This is a genomic window from Pseudomonas frederiksbergensis, from assembly GCF_001874645.1.
Lineage (GTDB): Bacteria > Pseudomonadota > Gammaproteobacteria > Pseudomonadales > Pseudomonadaceae > Aquipseudomonas > Aquipseudomonas frederiksbergensis_B.
Genome location: NZ_CP017886.1, coordinates 2,599,189 through 2,617,259, shown reverse-complemented (window position 1 = coordinate 2,617,259; position 18,071 = coordinate 2,599,189). Strand labels below are relative to the sequence as shown.

At 58.4% G+C, this 18,071-nt stretch carries 21 protein-coding genes and 1 tRNA gene; 6 read left to right on the top strand and 16 right to left on the bottom strand.

Annotated elements, in window-relative coordinates; genetic code table 11:
• Positions 1-6 precede the first annotated feature (6 nt).
• The 4 genes from BLL42_RS12675 to BLL42_RS12660 are packed head-to-tail and all read left to right on the top strand — an operon-like array spanning position 7 to position 2,553.
• Complete coding sequence (locus BLL42_RS12675; RefSeq protein ID WP_071552400.1) at positions 7-468, top strand: phage terminase small subunit, hendrixvirinae-type; 462 nt, start codon at positions 7-9, stop codon at positions 466-468.
• On the top strand, positions 465-1,961 hold the full coding sequence (locus tag BLL42_RS12670) for a terminase large subunit (protein WP_071552399.1): 1,497 nt from the start codon (positions 465-467) through the stop codon (positions 1,959-1,961). The genes BLL42_RS12675 and BLL42_RS12670 overlap by 4 nt, the downstream gene beginning before the upstream one ends.
• Positions 1,958-2,239 (top strand): head-tail connector protein, encoded by a 282-nt coding sequence (locus BLL42_RS12665; RefSeq protein WP_071552398.1) that lies wholly within the window; start codon positions 1,958-1,960, stop codon positions 2,237-2,239. The genes BLL42_RS12670 and BLL42_RS12665 overlap by 4 nt, the downstream gene beginning before the upstream one ends.
• Positions 2,239-2,553, top strand: coding sequence for a phage head closure protein (locus BLL42_RS12660; protein ID WP_071552397.1), 315 nt, complete (start codon positions 2,239-2,241; stop codon positions 2,551-2,553). The genes BLL42_RS12665 and BLL42_RS12660 overlap by 1 nt, the downstream gene beginning before the upstream one ends.
• A gap of 90 nt (positions 2,554-2,643) precedes the next feature.
• On the opposite strand, the gene BLL42_RS12655 is transcribed toward BLL42_RS12660, so the two are convergent.
• The 9 genes from BLL42_RS12655 to BLL42_RS12615 form a co-directional block, all read right to left on the bottom strand.
• Positions 2,644-2,719: transfer RNA gene (locus BLL42_RS12655), tRNA-Thr, on the bottom strand.
• A gap of 137 nt (positions 2,720-2,856) precedes the next feature.
• A complete protein-coding gene (locus BLL42_RS12650; RefSeq protein WP_071552396.1) occupies positions 2,857-3,384 on the bottom strand; it encodes a serine acetyltransferase in 528 nt (175 codons plus the stop codon).
• Between the two features lie 34 nt (positions 3,385-3,418).
• Positions 3,419-4,240 (bottom strand): FkbM family methyltransferase, encoded by an 822-nt coding sequence (locus tag BLL42_RS12645; protein WP_071552395.1) that lies wholly within the window; start codon positions 4,238-4,240, stop codon positions 3,419-3,421.
• 186 nt (positions 4,241-4,426) lie between these two features.
• Entirely contained in the window at positions 4,427-5,668 is a 1,242-nt protein-coding gene (locus BLL42_RS12640; RefSeq protein WP_071552394.1) for a nucleoside deaminase, read from the bottom strand.
• Positions 5,669-5,891: 223 nt separating this feature from the next.
• Entirely contained in the window at positions 5,892-7,208 is a 1,317-nt protein-coding gene (locus BLL42_RS12635) for a methyltransferase (protein WP_236721984.1), read from the bottom strand.
• Entirely contained in the window at positions 7,189-7,878 is a 690-nt protein-coding gene (locus BLL42_RS12630; protein WP_071552393.1) for an ABC transporter permease, read from the bottom strand. Before BLL42_RS12630 ends, BLL42_RS12635 begins: the two co-directional genes overlap by 20 nt.
• Entirely contained in the window at positions 7,875-8,570 is a 696-nt protein-coding gene (locus BLL42_RS12625) for an ABC transporter permease (protein WP_071552392.1), read from the bottom strand. The genes BLL42_RS12630 and BLL42_RS12625 overlap by 4 nt, the downstream gene beginning before the upstream one ends.
• Before the next feature lie 80 nt (positions 8,571-8,650).
• Positions 8,651-9,406 carry an ABC transporter substrate-binding protein gene (locus tag BLL42_RS12620; protein WP_071552391.1) on the bottom strand — a complete coding sequence of 252 codons (756 nt, stop codon included), beginning with the start codon at positions 9,404-9,406 and terminating at the stop codon, positions 8,651-8,653.
• Positions 9,407-9,419: 13 nt separating this feature from the next.
• Entirely contained in the window at positions 9,420-10,193 is a 774-nt protein-coding gene (locus BLL42_RS12615; RefSeq protein ID WP_071552390.1) for an ABC transporter ATP-binding protein, read from the bottom strand.
• Positions 10,194-10,747: 554 nt separating this feature from the next.
• Here BLL42_RS12615 and gabP point away from each other — a divergent pair.
• Complete coding sequence (gene gabP / locus BLL42_RS12610) at positions 10,748-12,139, top strand: GABA permease (RefSeq protein ID WP_071552389.1); 1,392 nt, start codon at positions 10,748-10,750, stop codon at positions 12,137-12,139.
• Between the two features lie 71 nt (positions 12,140-12,210).
• Here the strand turns inward: gabP and vapC are convergent, their stop codons facing one another.
• The 5 genes from vapC to BLL42_RS12585 all read right to left on the bottom strand — a co-directional run bounded on the left by vapC (position 12,211) and on the right by BLL42_RS12585 (position 14,917).
• Positions 12,211-12,618: a type II toxin-antitoxin system tRNA(fMet)-specific endonuclease VapC gene (gene vapC / locus BLL42_RS12605; RefSeq protein WP_071552388.1), complete on the bottom strand. Its 408-nt coding sequence runs from the start codon at positions 12,616-12,618 to the stop codon at positions 12,211-12,213.
• Complete coding sequence (gene vapB, locus BLL42_RS12600) at positions 12,618-12,848, bottom strand: type II toxin-antitoxin system VapB family antitoxin (protein WP_054595147.1); 231 nt, start codon at positions 12,846-12,848, stop codon at positions 12,618-12,620. The genes vapC and vapB overlap by 1 nt, the downstream gene beginning before the upstream one ends.
• 190 nt (positions 12,849-13,038) lie before the next feature.
• Positions 13,039-13,491: a hypothetical protein gene (locus tag BLL42_RS12595; protein WP_071552387.1), complete on the bottom strand. Its 453-nt coding sequence runs from the start codon at positions 13,489-13,491 to the stop codon at positions 13,039-13,041.
• Positions 13,492-13,497: 6 nt separating this feature from the next.
• The gene (locus BLL42_RS12590; protein ID WP_071552386.1) at positions 13,498-13,914 is read right to left on the bottom strand and encodes a hypothetical protein; all 417 of its coding nucleotides are present in this window, start codon (positions 13,912-13,914) and stop codon (positions 13,498-13,500) included.
• A 37-nt stretch (positions 13,915-13,951) separates the two neighbouring features.
• A complete protein-coding gene (locus BLL42_RS12585) occupies positions 13,952-14,917 on the bottom strand; it encodes an alpha/beta hydrolase family protein (RefSeq protein ID WP_071552385.1) in 966 nt (321 codons plus the stop codon).
• A gap of 244 nt (positions 14,918-15,161) precedes the next feature.
• On the opposite strand from BLL42_RS12585, the gene BLL42_RS12580 reads away from it, so the two are divergent.
• On the top strand, positions 15,162-15,617 hold the full coding sequence (locus BLL42_RS12580; protein WP_071552384.1) for a hypothetical protein: 456 nt from the start codon (positions 15,162-15,164) through the stop codon (positions 15,615-15,617).
• A 140-nt stretch (positions 15,618-15,757) separates the two neighbouring features.
• Here BLL42_RS12580 and BLL42_RS12575 read toward each other — a convergent pair whose 3' ends face one another.
• Both BLL42_RS12575 and BLL42_RS12570 read right to left on the bottom strand, forming a co-directional pair.
• Complete coding sequence (locus tag BLL42_RS12575; protein WP_071552383.1) at positions 15,758-16,549, bottom strand: TSUP family transporter; 792 nt, start codon at positions 16,547-16,549, stop codon at positions 15,758-15,760.
• A 118-nt stretch (positions 16,550-16,667) separates the two neighbouring features.
• Positions 16,668-17,750, bottom strand: coding sequence for a hypothetical protein (locus BLL42_RS12570; protein ID WP_071552382.1), 1,083 nt, complete (start codon positions 17,748-17,750; stop codon positions 16,668-16,670).
• Positions 17,751-18,071: the final 321 nt, after the last annotated feature.

Here is an 18,071-nt window from a genome sequence, read left to right as displayed (position 1 = left end):
AAACCCATGAAAACGACCGACCGCCGTACCCGCTCCGACAGTGCCAAGGCCGCTGTAGCCGCCAGCCAGGCCGTTGCGCTTGGCCCGCTCCAGCCGCCTGCTCACGTTCGGCTGCGCGACTGCGACCGGCCTTTCTGGAATGCCATTGTGACCGCTCGCCCACGGGATACCTGGACCGACGCCGACCTGGTGCTGGCCGGGAACCTCGCCCGGGCGTATGCCGATATGGAAATCCTGCAGGAAGGTATCGAGCGCGACGGAATGCTGGTGGAGGGCAAGATCAATCCCGCGTGTGACCTGCTGGATAAGATGACCCGCCGTGCCCTGGCGACTGGCCGACAACTGATGGTCGCCACCATCGCCACCGTGGGCAAGGCACAGGACATTCACAAGGGCGCCGCCCTGGAGCGGGGAGCGCGACAACACATTGACGATGACTTGATCCCAACCTTGGAGACGCTCCAGTGACCCGCGCTGAAAAGATCATCGCCTTTATCGAGCGCTTCTGTGTCACTCCCGAAGGGGCGGACGTGGGCAAGCCTATGCTGCTGGCAGAGTTCCAACGCCAGTTCCTGCGCGACGTGTACGACAACCCAGCGGGCACACGGCGGGCCATCCTTTCCGTAGCACGCAAGAACGGTAAGTCGGGCTTGATTGCCGGTCTGCTGCTGGCGCACCTGGTCGGCCCCGAGGCCAAGCAGAATAGCCAGCTCGTATCGGGTGCCATGAGCCGCGACCAAGCCGCCCTGGTATTCAACCTGGCCAGTAAGATGGTGCAACTGTCGCCCGCCCTAACGAAGATCGTTCGCATCGTGCCCAGCGGCAAACGTCTGCTGGGGCTGAACCTGAACACCGAGTTTCGCGCCCTCGCCGCCGATGGTAAGACGGCACACGGCCTGTCGCCAGTGCTGGCTATCCTGGATGAGATCGGCCAGATACGCGGGTCACAGTCTGACTTCGTTGACGCCATCACCACCAGCCAGGGTGCCCACGAAGCGCCGCTGCTGATCGCCATCAGTACCCAGGCCGCCAACGACGCCGACCTGTTGAGTCAGTGGATCGACGACGCCCTGCGCAGCAAAGACCCGCGCATCGTGTGTCGGCTCTACGCTGGCGCCGAGGGCTGCGACCTGATGGACGAGGAAGCGTGGAAAGCAGCCAACCCGGCACTGGGCCTGTTCCGTTCCGAGACTGACCTACGCGAGCAGATGCAACAGGCCGAACGGATGCCGAGCATGAGCAACAGCGCCCGCAACCTGCTGCTCAACCAGCGTGTGAGTCTGGATAGCCCATTCATCAGCCCGGACGTGTGGGCCTTGTGTGACGCCGAGCCGGAACCTTTCGAGGGACTGGTTTACGCCGGTCTCGACTTGTCCGCCCGAACTGACCTGACAGCCCTGGTGCTGATCGGCAAGGCCGGTGGCGTGTGGCAGGTTCGCCCGTACTTCTGGACGCCTGAGCAGGGGATATTCGACCGCTCCCGCAAAGACCGCGCCTCCTATGACGTGTGGGCTCGACAAGGATTCATCCGCACCACGCCAGGCGCCACCGTGGACCTGGAAGCCGTCGCCCTCGATCTGGCCGAGATACTGAGCGACTGCGACGTGGCTGCAATCGCCTATGACCGCTGGCGCATCGACGTGCTGAAAAAGGAACTGGAACGCCTGGGCCTTGAACTGCCACTGGTGCCACACGGCCAGGGCTTCCGAGATATGGCACCTGCCCTCGATGCCCTGGAAGGTGAGCTGCTGAATGGCCGGATTGCCCACGGTGGGCACCCAGTCCTGACCCTGTGTGCCGCCAACGCCGTGGCAGTGAAAGACCCAAGCGGCAACCGCAAACTGGACAAGAGCCGCCGCACTGGCCGCATTGACGGTCTGCAAGCACTGGCAATGGCGTTCGGTGCCTCGCTGGTGGCTGAGACTCCCTTTGATAGCGACACCGAGGTATTTTTCGTATGACCACCGTGACCCTGGACGAAGCAAAGCTGCACCTGCGCGTCGATCAAGACTTTGAAGACGACTACATCACGTCGCTGATCCTCGCCGCCGAGGGGCATATCAGCATGTACCTAGGCGATGACTTGCCCGACCCTATGCCCGCCCCAATCAAGGCCGCTGTCCTGCTGCTGGTGGGCGATCTGTTCGAGAACCGGGAACGCCAGGGCGACCGGACGCTGACTGAGGGCACCGCGTACACGCTACTACTGGCGCCGTACCGCTCGATGAGTGTGGTGTGATGCAGGCCGGGAAACTGCGCTACCCGGTGTCGATTGAGAAACCGGTAGATGTTCGGGACAAGCTGGGCGGCTTTATCCGCACCTGGGTAGAGGTCAGCCGGGAATGGGTCGATATCGAGAGTGTCAGCGGCAAGGAGTTCATGGCCGCCCAGGCGCCCCAGGCCCAGACCATTTATAAGATCACCCTGCGCTATCGTGCTGACCTGGTGTCGAGCTGGCGCATACGGGAAGGCGTGAAGCTGTACGAGATCACCGCCGTCTTGCCCGACAGTCGCCGCCGGCGGATTGAGCTGATGTGCAAGACCGGGAAATAGAAACGGGGAACGAACGGGGAAAATTTCAAAACGGGGAGGCCGAAAACGAAGAAGGCCCACCGCAAGGTGAGCCTAAGTCGTTGTTCTATATGGTGCCGGCACCAGGAGTCGAACCCGGGACCTACTGATTACAAGTCAGTTGCTCTACCAACTGAGCTATACCGGCGTGTTGGGCGACGATTATAGCGATTGGCGGGGTTCTGTAAACCCCTGATTACTGACTATTTTTCAGCAGGTCTCTGACAAGGTTCGCGCCCTTGTGTGTGCTTGAGCGCTCCGTGGCTGATTTCGATCAGCCTACGGTTATCGCGCGTTGTAAAAAGTGCTGCCCGCCGGGAGGCTTTTGTTGACGAATGACATGGCCCCAATCGTGACGTTGTCACCGATTGAGAGGCTGTCGGCGATGATGCAACTGTTCGCCCCGACGCTGACGTTGTCGCCAATCACCAGGTTGTACTCGTCCAGCCCCATGGTCTTTATGCCGATCGTTGTATTTTGGCGAATGAAGAAATTTCGACCGATTTTAACGTAGCCCGTGATGACAACCCCAGGCAGGTGGCTGATGCGGAAACCGGGCCCTATGTCGGCATCTATACTGATATCGACCCCGTACTTGAGGTTGATTTTTCTCTCCATGCGCTTGGCATAGAGCCGTGCGAAAGCATTTCCGCTGTTCAGGTACTGGGCGAGCCTGAACCAGAACAAATACCTGAGGGTGTTGTTCCTTCTGATTCTTCTGGCGATATTGCTGATCAGCCCTATGCGGCTTCCCGGTTTTTTCTTGTTCGAGACTTCTGATCGCCAGTGCAGGATCAAGGTGTCGAGAGTCATGGTGTTGTCTCCGCCCGATTTGAGGTCTGATGCGTCAGGCCCGCACCAGCACTTTCTTGAGTGTTTGAATCGCCCGCCACGAGCGGCTGTTGCGCAATGCGTGCAGCTCGGCCTCGGCGCGGTCGGCGCGTTGGCGCTCAGCGTCAAGGGCGTGTTCGAGGTCTGAAACAGGGTGGCTGAACGTGTGGCCTTGGCAGAACTGGAATTCATCCAGGTTGCACGGCGGGATGTCGAACGCGGGTTTGAGGTTCAGGTGTTCTTCGGCCAGGTAGAAGGTGTTGATACCGTCGAACACGACCGGGTGATACCCGGCGTCGGTGACGATTTTTTCCCAGGTCTGGTCGCGGCTCCACGGGGTTTCGATGAGGATGATCCACGGCCGCCACTGGGCGAAGTCCATGCCGCGCAGGACGGTTTCTTCGTGGCCTTCGACGTCGATTTTCAGGAAGTGGATCGGGCCTTTGACGTGTTCTTCGCAGATCGAAGCGAGGGTGCGCGAGGTGACGGTCTGGGTCTGTACGGTCATGCCGGCGTCTTTGTGCTGCTGGGCGATGGCGGGGTCGAGGGTCGACAAGCCGGTGTTGGCGATGCCGTAGAACGTCAGGGCTTCAGCGGTTTCGCCAGCGACGCATTGCAGGTTGATGTCTTTGGGGCGTTGCTGGCACAGGGCGTCGTAATAAACCTGCACCGGCTCGACGTTGATGCCGGTCCAGCCGTGGTCGTAGAACGCCCGGGTCACGGAGTCGTGGCTTGGGTCATTGGCACCGATGTCGATGTAAAAGCCGTTCTCGATGTTTTTCAGTACGCGCCACAACCGGATGTCTTCGAAATTTTGTGCATAAGAAATGAACGTCACGGTCTCTTCCTGATAGCTCGAATTACCTGGGAAATGGGCGCGCGCGTTGCTTGTCGCAGCGTGCCAGGTTCCGGAGTGTAGCGATCTTCAATCAGAAAGTGTGCTGGCATAGCAGACAAATACGGGTGTGAGTGGCAGGCCCGCCGAGTGCTTGACGGGCCTGGTCTTGCGGATGGCGTCAGCCGGTTACACGCCGCTCTTGACGGCGTTGATCAAGGCCTGGCTCAGGACTTGGGCGGGCGCCACCTGCACGCTCTGGGTATAGAACGGCGGCAGGTTCTGGGCCAGCTGCGACAGCGCTTGGGCCGTGGTGTTTCCTGGCAGCAACACGTATTGCAGGTTCGACGGGTAGCTTTGCGGCACCTGGCCTTCCATCGTCGAGCCATATGCGCCTAGGGTCATCACCGCTTGGGGAGTGGTTGGGTCTGGCGCGTAGAGGAACACGAAGGTGCCGTACTTTGGGTGCGTCAGGTACTGCTCGGCCTGGGCACGTACCGCCGGATCCGGGTCGTTCATCAGGGTCCAGCGCATGACCGCGTAGCTGCGGGTGGTTTCCATGAATGCCGTGCGAATCGGCGACTGGTTTTCCACGCCGCCCAGGCATACCAGCAGGTTGCCAAAGGGATCAAGCAAGGCCACAGAGTTGAACACATTGGCTTGCTGAGCTGTTTTCAGCAGGGGCGGCGCCAGCTCCGCACCAGGGTCACGCGGGTTGCTGGAGGTGACCGTCAAGGCGTACGGACTCAATTGGGTCAATGCCTGGCGTACCGGACTGTTCGCCGGCAGCGTGGCCGGGTTTTTCAGTTTCGAAGGTTCAAGACCGCTGTTGTTGCTCGCCTCACGCACGGTGTTGACGCTGGCAGAGAAGATCGAGCTGGTGAGGTAGTACGCCGCCGAGTCGATGGTCTGGCCGCCAAACACCGGGCTCATTGAGCCTTGATAAGCGCGGCTGACAGGCGCGGCGACCGCGTAATAGGCCCAGGTTTTTTGCGCTTGCTGACGAATGTGCGGTGGCAACGACGGGAAGGTGAACTGGCTGTTGTAGTTGACCCCCGCGTAGTCATCGATCGCACTCACGGCGACGTTGAATCCGGCAGTGAGCAGAGCGCCGGCGCACATGGCGCAAGGGTCCAGGGTGGTCACGATGGTCAGTTGATCAGGCGGCGGAAGCTTCAGCGATGCCGCTTTTTCGTAGTACCAGTCCACCAGTTGCCGCTCGCCATGGGCGGTCGGGTCATGGGGCAGGAAGTAGGTGGTGCCGCTCCCCGGAAAAGGCATTAACACGTTGTTGTGAAGTGCGGCGATGACTTCGCCGGTGGCGTTGTTGATGATGGCCCCGCCGACGGCGAAGGTTTTTTGCATGGCCGCAAGAATGGCCTGGTTGGCGACGGTAGTGACTGCTTCCTGTGCACTTTTCAATGGGGTCATTGTGTCCCAGCTCCTTGCTGTCCTGAGTGCCAGAGAGTTCTGACGCCTGGCAACGATAGTTCAAGCTACGGAGGTTGGTTATGACCTTTCGGATTAATGCTTATGCACAGCGGGAAACTGTTTCGCCGCGTTTACGGCTTATTTTGCGAAGCAGTTCTCAATAAATCGCAACTGGCTGTTTTTTCGTATTTTTTTCAATATGAACAAAAAATGACCAACAGCTTTAATGGCCTAAAAGCCATGGATCCAAAGGCTTCTGGCAAGTTTCATCAACAGACTTATCCACAGGCTGCTGATCGAAATGGAGGGGTTGTCGACGTTCGGCGAGCAGCATCAAATTACGCGGTGTCAGTGGGGTTTCGCAGAATAATCCCAAGCGAACCGAATAACCCTGTTCTTCGAGAAACAGCGCTCGGTCGAGCACCAACCACAGCTCCAGCGGGCGCCGGAACACGCCGCGCAGCAGCTCCAGATTGCGCACCTGGGCCAGACGTTCCCAACCAGCGGCTTCCAGCGCTGACCAGTCCTGCTCGCCGACTGTGGATAAGTCTTTCAGCGCGGCCAGGTCTCGGCAGTAATCGGCGAAGGATTTATCCAGCCAGGCGCTGGGCAGCGATGGCGCTGGCAGGTAGTCGTCGCAGCCGCGCAGTTGCCGTTGCAACAGGTCGAAGGCCAGGCGGCGGGCCATCGATGTATCGCGCTGGCGTCGGACGCGGGCACCGGCGGTGACGGTTTCGCTCAGCGGCAGCGCCAGATCGTCGAGGGAAAGCTGTAGGCCGGAGCCTTTAGCCGCGCCGGACAGTGGTTGGTACTGGCGAGCGCTGATGCGGTTGTAACAGCAGGGCGCAATGGCCAGTTGGTTACAGCCGGCCGCGCTGGCCAGTTGCATCAGTCGTACATGCAAATCGCCGCAGGCATGCAGGGCGACCGGTGTCTGATCGGCGCTCAGACGCACCGCCACATCGGCTGCCATCACGTCTTGTTGAAGATGATTGACCGCGAGGTGATGGTGTTGGCTCAGCGCCTGACCGCTGGCGATCAGCGCCGGGTCGTACTCCAGACAGGTCAGTTGTTGGCCGACTTGCAGCAGGCGTCGTCCCAAATGACCTTTGCCCGAGCACCAGTCCAGCCAGTGCCGGGGTTTTGCGGAAAATTGCAGGCAACCGGCGAAGGCTTCGATTTGCTGCCATTTGCGCCCGGGCACGTCGACATTCAGCCGTCGGCTCGAAGGCTCGGTCGGATGAACGGGAAGGTCGCCTACAGTGCTGAGGGCAATGGCCTGCACCGCCAGTCCTGGAAAAGGCGCGGGTGCCAGAAGTTGTTCAGGATGGTTGTGGCTGTTTTCCGCGTCTTCCAGCGAACGCTGACGTAGCCAATTCGCCAGTTCTGGATAGACCGCTTCCCACGGCAATTGCCGATGGGTAAACGGTCGCGGTCGCCAGAGCGCCTGGTGCTCAGTCAGGAACCCGTCCAGCGCCTTGAAGCGGGCGAGCAGTTGCTCGCCCGTCAGCACCGGCCGATCAACGTCCCTGGCAGGCATCGACGCGCAACCAGCGCTCCAGCAGCTTGAAGCCACGCACCAGGATGTAGGCCATCAACAGGTAGAACATGCCGGCCGCGAAGAAGATCTCCACCGGCAGGTAGGTCCGGGCAATGATGGTGCGAGCCATGCCAGTCAGTTCGAGCAAGGTCACCGTGCTGGCCAGGGCGCTGGCCTTGAGCATCAGGATCACTTCGTTGCTGTAGGCCGGCAGGCCGATGCGCGCGGCACGCGGCAGGATGATGTAGAACAGCGCCGTGGGGCGCGACATGCCCAACGCGCGAGCAGCTTCGATCTCGCCCTTCGGGATGGCCTGGATCGCCCCGCGCAGGATCTCGGCGATGTAGGCGGCGGTGTGCAGGGTCATGGTGGCGGTGGCGCACCAGAACGGATCGCGCAGGTACGGCCACATCGCGCTCGCGCGGACGGCATCGAACTGCGCCAGGCCGTAATAGACCAGGAACAGTTGCACCAGCAACGGTGTACCGCGGAAGAAGAAAATGTACGCGTAAGGCAGTGCGCGCACGTACCACAGACGTGACGAGCGGGCGATGCCCAGCGGAATCGCCAGCAGCAAGCCGAGGACGACGGCGATGGCCACCAGTTCCAGGGTCAGGGTCGCGCCCTGCGCCAGTTTCGGCAGCCACTTGATGATGACTTCCCAGTTCATTGCGTGCTCCTTGCGAAGCCGCGAGCGGCGCGTTTTTCCAGCAGGTGCATGCCGGTCATGGCCAGAATCGTCAGGCCCAGGTACATGAAGGCTGCGGCCATGTAGAAGGTGAACGGCTGCTTGGTCATGGTGACGCCGTTTTGGGCGTGACGCATGATTTCTTCCAGACCGATCACCGACACCAGCGCGGTATCCTTCATCAGGATCATGAACAGGTTGCCCAGGCCCGGCAGGGCGATGCGCCACATCTGCGGCAGGATCAGCCTGGTGAAGATCCGGAACTTCGAAAGACCCAGCGCAACACCGGCTTCACGGTGACCTTTGGGGATTGCCAGAATCGCACCGCGGAAGACTTCCGTGGCGTAGGCGCCGAAGCACAGGCCCAGGGCGATCACGCCAGCGGCGAAGGCATTGAGCGCGAGATCGGGGTTGCCGAAAAACTCGCCCAAGGCACGCATCAGGTTGACCGTGCCGAAGTAGATCAACAGCACCCAGAGCAATTCCGGGATACCGCGAACCAGGGTCGAGTAAGTGCCGCCAAGCCATTGCAACGGCTTGTACGGGGAAGTCTTGGCCAAGGCACCGAGCAGACCGAGCACCAGCCCCAGGCACAACGCCGAGAGAGCCAGTTTGACGGTCATCAGCGCGCCAGCGGCGAGCGCCGGGCCGAATCCGTAGAGATCGATAGTCATGGATTTCTTTTCAAATCGCGGCAGGCTTTGCCAAGGACCGGCGCACCGTCAGAGAACGGCGCCGGTCAGGCCAGTCAGAATCAATAGATGCTGAACGGGAAGTACTTGTCGTTGATCTTTTTGTAGGTGCCATCAGCGACGATTTCTTTCAGCGCGGCATTCAACTTGTTACGCAGTTCGTCCTGACCCTTGCGCACGGCAATGCCGATTTTGTCGCTGGATACAACCGGTTCGCCTTTGAACTCGTAGCTTTTGCCCGCGTCGCTTTTCAGCCAATCGTAGTTGGCGTATTTGTCGGCGAGGATCGCATCGACACGACCGGAGGTCAGGTCCAGGTAGGCGTTTTCCTGAGTGTCATACAGCTTGATGGTGACGTCGTCGCCGTAATTGTCCTCAAGCCAGGTACCGGCCAGAGTGGCGCGCTGAGTGCCGATGATCTTGCCTTTGAGCGAGGCCTTGTCGGTTTTGAGGTCGACGTTTTTCGGCGCGATGAACTGCAGCTTGTTCGAGTAGTACGGGTCGGTAAAGTCAACGGCCTGCTTGCGCTCGTCAGTGATCGACAGCGAGGAGACCAGGAAATCGAACTTCTTGGCGTTCAGTGCCGGAATGATGCCGTCCCAGTCAGAGGTGACGACTTCGCATTCGACCCGCATCTTGGCGCACAGGGCGTCGCCGATGTCTTTGTCGAAGCCGACCACCTGGCCGCTGGCATCTTTATTGTTGAACGGCGGGTAAGCCGCTTCGATGCCCATTTTCAGCTTTTCGGCGGCCATCGCGTTGGCCGAAAACACCAGTGTGGCGGCCGCGGCCAGGAGGAGTTTTTTATAAGTCTGCATGTAGGTAGCTCCGTTAGCGGTTGCTGGACATGAATTGTTTGCAGCGCGCCGAAAGCGGGTTTTCGAACACCTGCTGTGGCGATCCTTGCTCTTCGATGAGCCCCTGGTGAAGGAACACCACCTCACTGGACACCTGACGGGCGAAGCCCATTTCGTGAGTGACCAACAGCATGGTGCGACCTTCTTCGGCCAGGGCGCGGATCACGTTTAGTACTTCCTGAACCATTTCCGGGTCAAGCGCTGAAGTCGGCTCGTCAAACAGAATGACTTTGGGTTGCATCGCCAGGGTGCGGGCGATGGCGGCGCGTTGTTGCTGGCCGCCGGAAAGTTCTGCAGGGTAGGCGTGACGTTTGTCGGTGATGCCGACCTTGGCCAGCAAGGCTTCCGCCACTTCGATGGCATCGCGCTTGCTTTGCCCGAGCACGCGGCGCGGTGCTTCGATGATGTTGTCGAGCACGCTCATGTGCGGCCACAGGTTAAAGTTTTGAAACACAAAACCGATTTCGCTGCGCAGGCGATTGATCTGCTTGCCGTCGGCGGCGACCAGTTCGCCGTTTTTCGCAGGCTTGAGCTTGAGTTCTTCGCCGGCCACCAGAATCTGGCCCTGATGCGGGTTTTCGAGCAGGTTGATGCAGCGTAGGAAAGTGGACTTGCCGGAGCCGGAGGAACCCAGGATCGAGATCACATCGCCGTCGCGTGCGGTCAGCGAGACGCCTTTGAGCACCTCAAGCGTCCCGTAGCGTTTGTGCAAGTTGCGGATTTCAAGCGCGGGCGTGGCCTCAGCCATGTGCGGTCCTCATTCTGTCTGTTGTGCTCCTGCTGTTGGCCGGGCTTTCCTGGCGAGACGCCACGCTAGCATAGCGGTCGAATGGCGGCCAACAGCCCCACGGGGCGTAGACGGGCAGTGCGTGACCGGTTGTCGCATCAGCGCAGCAGGCTGTCGCGCCATCAACAACCCATCCCCCGTTTGAAGCCATGTCTGCGCGGGTGTCGCGTAAAAAAAGGCGCGATGGTGCCAGCTTTGGTCGGGTGTTGGAAGCGCTAACCGGACAAACGTTCCCGATCTGCACTTTTATTGTGCGCGAGCCGTTTTTTCAGTGTGTTTCTGGTGCATGAATTCGTTTGTGAAGTGTGTGGCAGGGTAACGCTTTGGCAAAGTGCCATTAATTTCAATGGCTTGCGATGACTGCTCAGTCGCCGTACAGCCCCCGTAAACCGGCGGCGTGAAACATTTTGGCGCAATTATTGCGTGCAGAATAAGGAACGCCCCGTTGGATTCTTTTTACGAGAAGGAACGTCAGACGGACGTGCACGCACGCATTCCTCACAAAGGTAGTTTCAATGAGCAGTACGCAATCCTCCAATGACCTCGAACAGGGGCTCAAACCACGGCATGTGACTATGCTGTCGATCGCCGGGGTTATCGGCGCCGGCCTGTTCGTTGGCTCGGGTCACGCCATCGCCGCCGCCGGCCCGGCCGTCCTGTTGGCCTACGCCGCCGCCGGTATGCTGGTAGTGCTGGTCATGCGCATGCTTGGCGAAATGGCCGTTGCTTCTCCGGACACAGGCTCTTTCTCGACCTACGCCGATCGCGCCATCGGTCACTGGGCCGGTTTCACCATCGGCTGGCTTTACTGGTGGTTCTGGGTTCTGGTAATCCCGCTGGAGGCCAACGCCGCCGCGACTATCCTGCATGCCTGGTTCCCAAACGTGGCCATCTGGGCATTTACCCTGATCATCACTTTGCTGCTGACAGTGACCAACCTGTTCAGCGTTAAGAACTACGGTGAGTTCGAATTCTGGTTCGCTCTGATCAAAGTCCTGGCGATCATCGGTTTCATTGTCCTCGGTGTTATGGCGATCTTCGGCTTCCTGCCAAGCAGCCAGGTCAGCGGTGTTTCGCACCTGTTCGACACCCAGGGTTTCTTGCCAAACGGCATGGGCGCCGTACTGGGCGCCATCCTGACCACCATGTTTTCCTTCATGGGTACCGAGATCGTGACCATCGCGGCCGCGGAATCGAAGAACCCGGGCCAGCAAATCTCCAAGGCCACCAACTCGGTAATCTGGCGGATTGGTTTGTTCTATCTCGTATCGATCTTCATCGTTGTCGCGCTGGTGCCATGGAACGACCCGGTTCTGGCCAGCGTCGGTTCCTATCAGACCGTGCTTGAGCGCATGGGCATCCCGAATGCCAAGGTGATCGTCGACATCGTGGTGCTGGTCGCTGTGACCAGTTGCCTGAACTCGGCGCTGTACACCGCATCCCGCATGATGTTCTCCCTGGGCAAGCGTGGTGATGCACCGGCCGTTTCCCAGCGCACCAACAAGAGCGGCACGCCATACTGGGCCGTCATGTTGTCTACCTGCGCGGCGTTCCTCGCGGTATTCGCCAACTACGTGGCCCCGGCTGCGGTGTTCGAATTCCTGCTGGCCAGCTCCGGCGCTATTGCGCTGTTGGTGTACCTGGTGATCGCGATTTCGCAGCTGCGCATGCGCAAACAGCGCATGGCACGCGGCGAAAAAATCGCCTTCAGCATGTGGCTGTTCCCGGGCCTGACCTACGCGGTGATCGTATTCATCGTGGCGGCCCTGACCATCATGCTGTTTCAGGATGCCCATCGTGTGGAAATCCTTGCCACGGGGCTGTTGAGCCTTTTGGTGGTGGCTGCCGGTTTGTTCGTAGCTCGCCGTCGCAAACTGGAACAGCGTGGCGCGGTAGTGTTGAGCTGATTCGCCCCGCGTAATGCAAAACGGCCGCTGTCAGGAATGACACGCGGCCGTTTTTGTTTCTACTGTCGGGTTCAATCGAGGTGTACCCAGTCCTCTACACGCAATCCGGGAACACGCTCAAGCTCCCGAAGATTATTCGTCACCACAATGAACCCCTGTGAGCGCGCGTGACCCGCAATCATGTGATCGTAAGGGCCTATTGGTGTTCCTGCTTTTGCAAGTTCCGAGCGGATCATTCCGGTGTGGGCAGCGGCTTCGTAGTCGAAGGGAAGGACTTCAAGACGAGCCGCAAAGCCCTCGATGACGGCCAGGTTCTTTTCCGGTGCCGCTGATTTTTCAGCGCCGTAAATCAATTCCATCAGCGTGACTGCGCTGATGCACAACTGGCCGTGATGGCGATTGAACGCGTCTCGCACGACCTGCGGTTTGTTCTTGATGGTGAAAATGCAGATGTTGGTGTCGAGCATGTATTTGATCATCAGAACGACTCGCGCTCCTGATCGGCCGGTTGCTCACGGTCGGCCATGAAATCGGCAGTGACGTTATCGCCATCGAACCAGCTATCCCAGGCTTCATCTGCCGGAGTGATGATACGAGCTCGACCAATGGCTACAACATTGACGCGTTTCACGTCTTCAGGCATTGCCACTGCTTTGGGCAAGCGGACAGCCTGGCTTCGATTACTCATGAAAAGGGTGGTCTGTTCCATTGGGGTGTCCTCCGCTTTTGCTGCGCTTAGAGCTCAAAGGATAGGCTGCGGCAGGGATATGTCAATGGGATATACATTGAGGCTGATGAAGGGTAGTGCCAGCTCTTCGACAGGAGATGACCTTTAAAAAAACGGCCGCTGTCAGGAATGACACGCGGTCGTTTTTGTTTTCGCAGGTTTCAGGGGCGGGTTACTCGGCTTTTGCCTCAGGCTCTTCCAGCGACTCGCGATAGCTGTCCAGCGCATTGCCGAAGTCGGTGATGAACTGCGGCTCTGTGAGCCAGGCCTGGGCGGCCTCACGATCCACGCCGTCGGTCCACATGCGGTAGTCGATCAGCATGTCGGCGGCCAGGTGAGTGGCGGCCATGGCTTCGTTCTCGGCGTTTTCCATGTCCAGCAGTTCTGGGTGGTCGTTGATGATTTCGCTGAGATTGGACAGCAGAGTCAGCAGCATGTCGTTGCGGCCGATGGCTTCTGCCTCGCGCATTTTGCTGAACATCGCCAGGGTGTATTCCGGAATCGGCGCGCCGATTTCGCCCAGGTCATCGTCGAGCGCGGCAGGTTTTCTGCCGACCATGCGAATCTGCTTGGCTTTGATCTTGGCGCGTTTGGCGCGTTTCTGTTGCTTGTTCAGGGATGCCATGGGAACTCAGTTCGGTTTCTGTTGGGTTTGGGCCGCGATGGCGTCGGACGCCGCCACGTAGTCAGCCTGGAAGGCCGGTGATTCGATCCACGCCAGGGCGCCGGCTTCGTCCGCCTCGGTGGACCATTGGCGATACTCGATCAACGCGGCGAGGATGAAGTCCATCGCGCCTTCTTCGCCTTCCTGTTCGTACACCAGTTCCAGCAGCGGGTCTTCCAGGAAGGCCGTGCACATCGCTTGCTGACTGGTTTTTTCGGCGTCGATCATTTTTTTGAACAGTTCGGTCAGGTCTACCGATTCAAAGTCGATACGATCGTCGTTCGGGTCCAGCTCGACCGGTGCGGCGGCCCGTTGCGTGCGGTTCTGCTTGGCTTTCGCTTTAGCGCGGGTAGCGCGTTTATGCTGTTTGTTCGCGGATGCCATGGGCGTCGTTCCGTATTTCGTTGAGAGGGCAGGCCACTCAGCTGCGTGGCACTCGCCGCCCGGGGGTGTCGGGTGTCAGCTCGCCGTTTTGCAGCCATGACAAGGCAATGGGCCATAGTGTGGCTTGGTATGGGCTGCGAAAAAAGGCGAAATGTCCGACTTCTTCTTCGCCGATGTCTTCCGGGGTGATTCGCAGGTGGGTGTTGGTACTGCCGGTGAAGTAGCTGAGCAGGCGTTCGATGGCGGCAATGGTGCCATAGGGATCATCGCTGAGGCTGATGGCCAGGATTTGTGCGGTGACGCTGGCGAAGGGCAGTCGGCCGTTTCTGGCGTAGATGGCGCGACCGCTGGGGCGCCTCTCGTAGCGGGCGGTGGGCGTGCTCCAGTCGCTAACCACACCCGCGGGCGTGTCTTCCAGCCAGCCGAGGCGTTTGCCGGGGAAGTAGCCGCACACCCGCGTCACCAACGGCATCAGCAGGTGCCACTTGCCGAACATCCGCCAGCGATGGGCAGGCGCATAGTCGCGCCAGTAGGCGAACTGTGCGCCGACGGTCACCAGGCGCCGGATCACGCGCCCTGACGCGCCCAGCCCCGCCGCACAGCCGCCGAAGCTGTGGCCGACCACGTCGATGGGTTGGTCGGGAAACTCCCGCTGAGCGCGTTTGAGTATCGCTTCGAAATCCAGCGCGCCCCAGTCGGTCCATGAAGCCTGAAGCCCTTTCAGCGATGTCGGACGAGACTCGCCGATGCCACGGTAGTCATAGGTGATGGCGTCGAAGCCGTTGGCGAACAGGTAATCGGCGAAGCGCGAGTAGTGTCGGCAGCGGACTGAGGTGGCGGCGTTGATGATGACGACCGGTCGCATTGCATCCACGAGGGTGTGTCGCCAGGTGAAGCCGCCAAGGATGAAGCCGTCGGCGGCAGGCTCCTTGAAGGGCTCGCTTTGCGTCTCTACGGCTGACGATTCTGGTCTGAGCGTGGAGGGTACGCTGTGTAGATTCATGGGTCTGAGCCCTGGCGATCACGAGCCCAAGCATGAACTTCAACGTTAGCGTTGTGCAACGGTTTGGAGTCCGCGGTCGCGCGATGCGGTGCGTCACTTGCCGGAGGATCTGATTCGGGTGTACCGGGTGTTTGGTCCGATTCGCACTGAGCTCAAGTTCGAATCGATCTAAAACCCTGATCCTCGGTCAGCAATCAAAAAGGGTGTAACCGATAGGGTTCTGTGGAGCCCGGGAGTCGTCATCATGAGGTACGTCCATAAATTGATGCTGCCCCTCACCGTTGCCGGCTTACTGGTGTTTCCAGCGATGTTGCGGGCGGCCAGCGTTGAGCCGATCGACAGTTCAGCCGTGCAAGCCCGGCAGCAACAGCAAAACGGGATCAACTACCTGTCCGGCGGTATCGGCGAGGATGAGTCAAGGACCATTCAGCAAGCCACGGGCTACAACCTGCACATGACCTTTTCCACCGGGCCTGCGAATAAATATGTTTCCGACGTAGATGTGGTCATTCAGAGCGCCCCGGGGCAAACCGTGCTGACCCTGAGTCAGACCGGCCCTCTGGTTTACGTTCAGCTACCTGCTGGCAAGTACACCGTTGTCGCGACGCGCAATGGTGAAGTGCTGCGTGATACCGCCGACGTCGGCAAAGGTGCTGCACGCAATCTGGTCTTCCACTGGAAGGGCAATGGTAATAGTTAGGGATGACGGCTTTTGCGCGGCGCCATTAAATCGCGGGCATAAAAAACCCCTGAATCTTGCGATTCAGGGTTTTCGGTATTGGGTGTCCGCAGACTGGCCGCGAGCTCACTCGAAAGTTTCGGTTAATGCCGACAGGTTGATCATAGCGAAGCCAAGGAGTGGATGACTGCAACACGCAAAGGGTTACTTTCCACGCTCAGAAGCTTGATGGCTAACGCGCAGCACACCACGATCAACATAGGTTTTATTAGCCTTGGACCGACTCGCACAGCGGCCCGTGCACCCAGTTGCGCACCCATAAAGGCGGCTATTGCCATGGCTATCGCGATCGGCCAGATGATGACCCCTTTGGTGATGAACACCGACAAGGAACCCAGATTGCATGAGGCGTTGGCGAGCTTGGTAAAACTCATGGCTCGCATCATGCCCAAGCCGCCAAGCAGAACAAACCCGACAATAAAGAACGAGCCTACACCTGGGCCAAAGATGCCATCGTAAAAACCCAGGATAGGCGCCACTGTAAAAGAGAACACCAGAACGCTGATTCTCTTTCGTCGATCTTCATTTGCAAGTTTTGGAGAAAAAGCAAAATAAATGGCGACCAGAATCAGCATGATGGGCACACAGATTTCCAGGTAGCGCTTATCAATGGAGCTTACAAACAAAGCACCACTGGCTCCTCCGAGGAATCCGCAGAGCATCAGGAAACGACCTTCCCGCCACTCGATCATCCCCTTGCGAGCAAAGGTAACCGTTGCCGATACCGTCGCCGACGCCGCTTGAAATTTGTTCGTGGCGATCGCACTGATGGGATCTATGCCGGCCAAAAACAAGGCAGGCAAGGTTATCAATCCACCGCCACCAGCAATCGCATCGAAAAATCCGGCGCAAAAAGCTACGAGCGCCAACATGCCAATCAAATCCCAAGACATCACATTCCCTCTTTACAGATATTGGTCAGTCATTGCGATGACTGGCAGCTCAAAAGTCTCAACGTGCTTGCTTCTTATGTATGTGCATGGGACATGGTCCAGAACGGTTCAACGAAAATTACCCCCGCAGCAGTAATGGATCCTCTGAAATAACGAGTGGCGAAGAAAACTTCGAAAGGCCAAAAATTCGAACCAGAACACGTCGATTATCTTTTATAACGTCGCGACAATGCAGGGCTCGAACGTTGTTGATGATGATGGCTGACTCCTGTGTCAGTGTGTATTCATACGGAGTGGTTTCAGCGACACCTTGGCAAAGGGCGGCATATGCCGATTTGACAAAATTTGAGGTACCTTCATTTGCCGAAAAACGATACGAGTTAAAGCGGGCGGCGAACCCGACTTTATCGTTGAACTCCAGAATTGAAACATTTCGGCCATCCTCGCCTTTTCCACTGACAAAGGAGTCACTTCGGGTGAACTGGAAACCACCGGTGGTCAGTGCCAGGCAATTAGTGACGCCAATTTTTTCCAGCACGGGTGGCAATGGAATAACCGACGTTGGCTCCAGGCCTGGATTCCAAAGCGCCGATAAAATAAGCGATGAGGGGGCCGGTGAATGCCCGTCTTTTGCATCTATGGCACACCAGTATGGCGCTTCGGTATGTGGCCCAAGTGCCAGGCCGGAATGGGAGCTTAATTCTTTTATTTCCGGTTCGGCATTGATCTTTTTCAAGCCGCCGCCTTTGAAGTTGGCGACGAGCCGAACCAACTGGCCTTCATTGTCCATGTCATAGGCAAAGGCGCGGTTGTCTACAAGTTTCAACAGGATTTGATTGCGTGCTGCCATGCAGAGGACGTCGTATCTGTTTTCCAGCAGCGGCAGGTCGGGTAACTCATCGGGAGGGCTGGCATCGGTGATCTTTTGCAAGCCTTCAAATATCAATAAGGAAATAAGGCCATCGGAATAAGCGTTCAAGAGTTCGCATTGGTCTTTCGACAGTGAGAACTTCAGCTCGGTTGCAGCCAGAGAAGCCTTGGTCCTGGCCCCCGTTGCCTGGGGGCCTCCAATGATAGCGATCTCGTCAGAAAACGTGTGAAGCTGCTTTGATTGTTGTGTATCAAAGTTGAAGGTTCTGACTTCTTGTGGTTGTTTGAAATACGAAAGGGAATCGGTGCTTTGTGTAACGGCGTCTGTCACTTGCTACATCCCTGTAGTGTATTGCCCCCTTGATTTTTATGTGTGGGAGCTATTTGGATCAATGAGTGATGATGCAATGCGTACCAATAGGACGCACTGGAATCCTGGCATAAGAAACTCGTGGAAGATTTAAGGGTTTTGGGCGCATAGGGCTGTCATGTGACATTTCAAGAAAGCTGAAGTGTCTCTTAGTATTTCGCGCCGCTATTTTGGCGGCTTGAAACAACAGCGGATTTCCTACGCTGGAATTGTTGTCCTCCATGACGGTTTTTATGAGTCGCCAGTCTTTTTGCGGGTGTCCTACCCGCCAGACGCTACTCT

Excerpts from the sequence above, each read along its gene's own strand:
- vapB (WP_054595147.1), bottom strand. The coding sequence starts at position 12,848 with ATGGAACAGACCACCCTTTTCATGAGTAATCGAAGCCAGGCTGTCCGC.
- BLL42_RS12660 (WP_071552397.1), top strand. The coding sequence starts at position 2,239 with ATGCAGGCCGGGAAACTGCGCTACCCGGTGTCGATTGAGAAACCGGTA.
- BLL42_RS12615 (WP_071552390.1), bottom strand. The coding sequence starts at position 10,193 with ATGGCTGAGGCCACGCCCGCGCTTGAAATCCGCAACTTGCACAAACGC.
- BLL42_RS12675 (WP_071552400.1), top strand. The coding sequence starts at position 7 with ATGAAAACGACCGACCGCCGTACCCGCTCCGACAGTGCCAAGGCCGCT.
- BLL42_RS12585 (WP_071552385.1), bottom strand. The coding sequence starts at position 14,917 with ATGAATCTACACAGCGTACCCTCCACGCTCAGACCAGAATCGTCAGCC.
- vapC (WP_071552388.1), bottom strand. The coding sequence starts at position 12,618 with ATGATCAAATACATGCTCGACACCAACATCTGCATTTTCACCATCAAG.
- BLL42_RS12595 (WP_071552387.1), bottom strand. The coding sequence starts at position 13,491 with ATGGCATCCCTGAACAAGCAACAGAAACGCGCCAAACGCGCCAAGATC.
- BLL42_RS12650 (WP_071552396.1), bottom strand. The coding sequence starts at position 3,384 with ATGACTCTCGACACCTTGATCCTGCACTGGCGATCAGAAGTCTCGAAC.
- BLL42_RS12590 (WP_071552386.1), bottom strand. The coding sequence starts at position 13,914 with ATGGCATCCGCGAACAAACAGCATAAACGCGCTACCCGCGCTAAAGCG.
- BLL42_RS12620 (WP_071552391.1), bottom strand. The coding sequence starts at position 9,406 with ATGCAGACTTATAAAAAACTCCTCCTGGCCGCGGCCGCCACACTGGTG.
- BLL42_RS12635 (WP_236721984.1), bottom strand. The coding sequence starts at position 7,208 with ATGCCTGCCAGGGACGTTGATCGGCCGGTGCTGACGGGCGAGCAACTG.
- BLL42_RS12630 (WP_071552393.1), bottom strand. The coding sequence starts at position 7,878 with ATGAACTGGGAAGTCATCATCAAGTGGCTGCCGAAACTGGCGCAGGGC.
- BLL42_RS12625 (WP_071552392.1), bottom strand. The coding sequence starts at position 8,570 with ATGACTATCGATCTCTACGGATTCGGCCCGGCGCTCGCCGCTGGCGCG.
- BLL42_RS12580 (WP_071552384.1), top strand. The coding sequence starts at position 15,162 with ATGAGGTACGTCCATAAATTGATGCTGCCCCTCACCGTTGCCGGCTTA.
- BLL42_RS12665 (WP_071552398.1), top strand. The coding sequence starts at position 1,958 with ATGACCACCGTGACCCTGGACGAAGCAAAGCTGCACCTGCGCGTCGAT.
- BLL42_RS12640 (WP_071552394.1), bottom strand. The coding sequence starts at position 5,668 with ATGACCCCATTGAAAAGTGCACAGGAAGCAGTCACTACCGTCGCCAAC.
- gabP (WP_071552389.1), top strand. The coding sequence starts at position 10,748 with ATGAGCAGTACGCAATCCTCCAATGACCTCGAACAGGGGCTCAAACCA.
- BLL42_RS12575 (WP_071552383.1), bottom strand. The coding sequence starts at position 16,549 with ATGTCTTGGGATTTGATTGGCATGTTGGCGCTCGTAGCTTTTTGCGCC.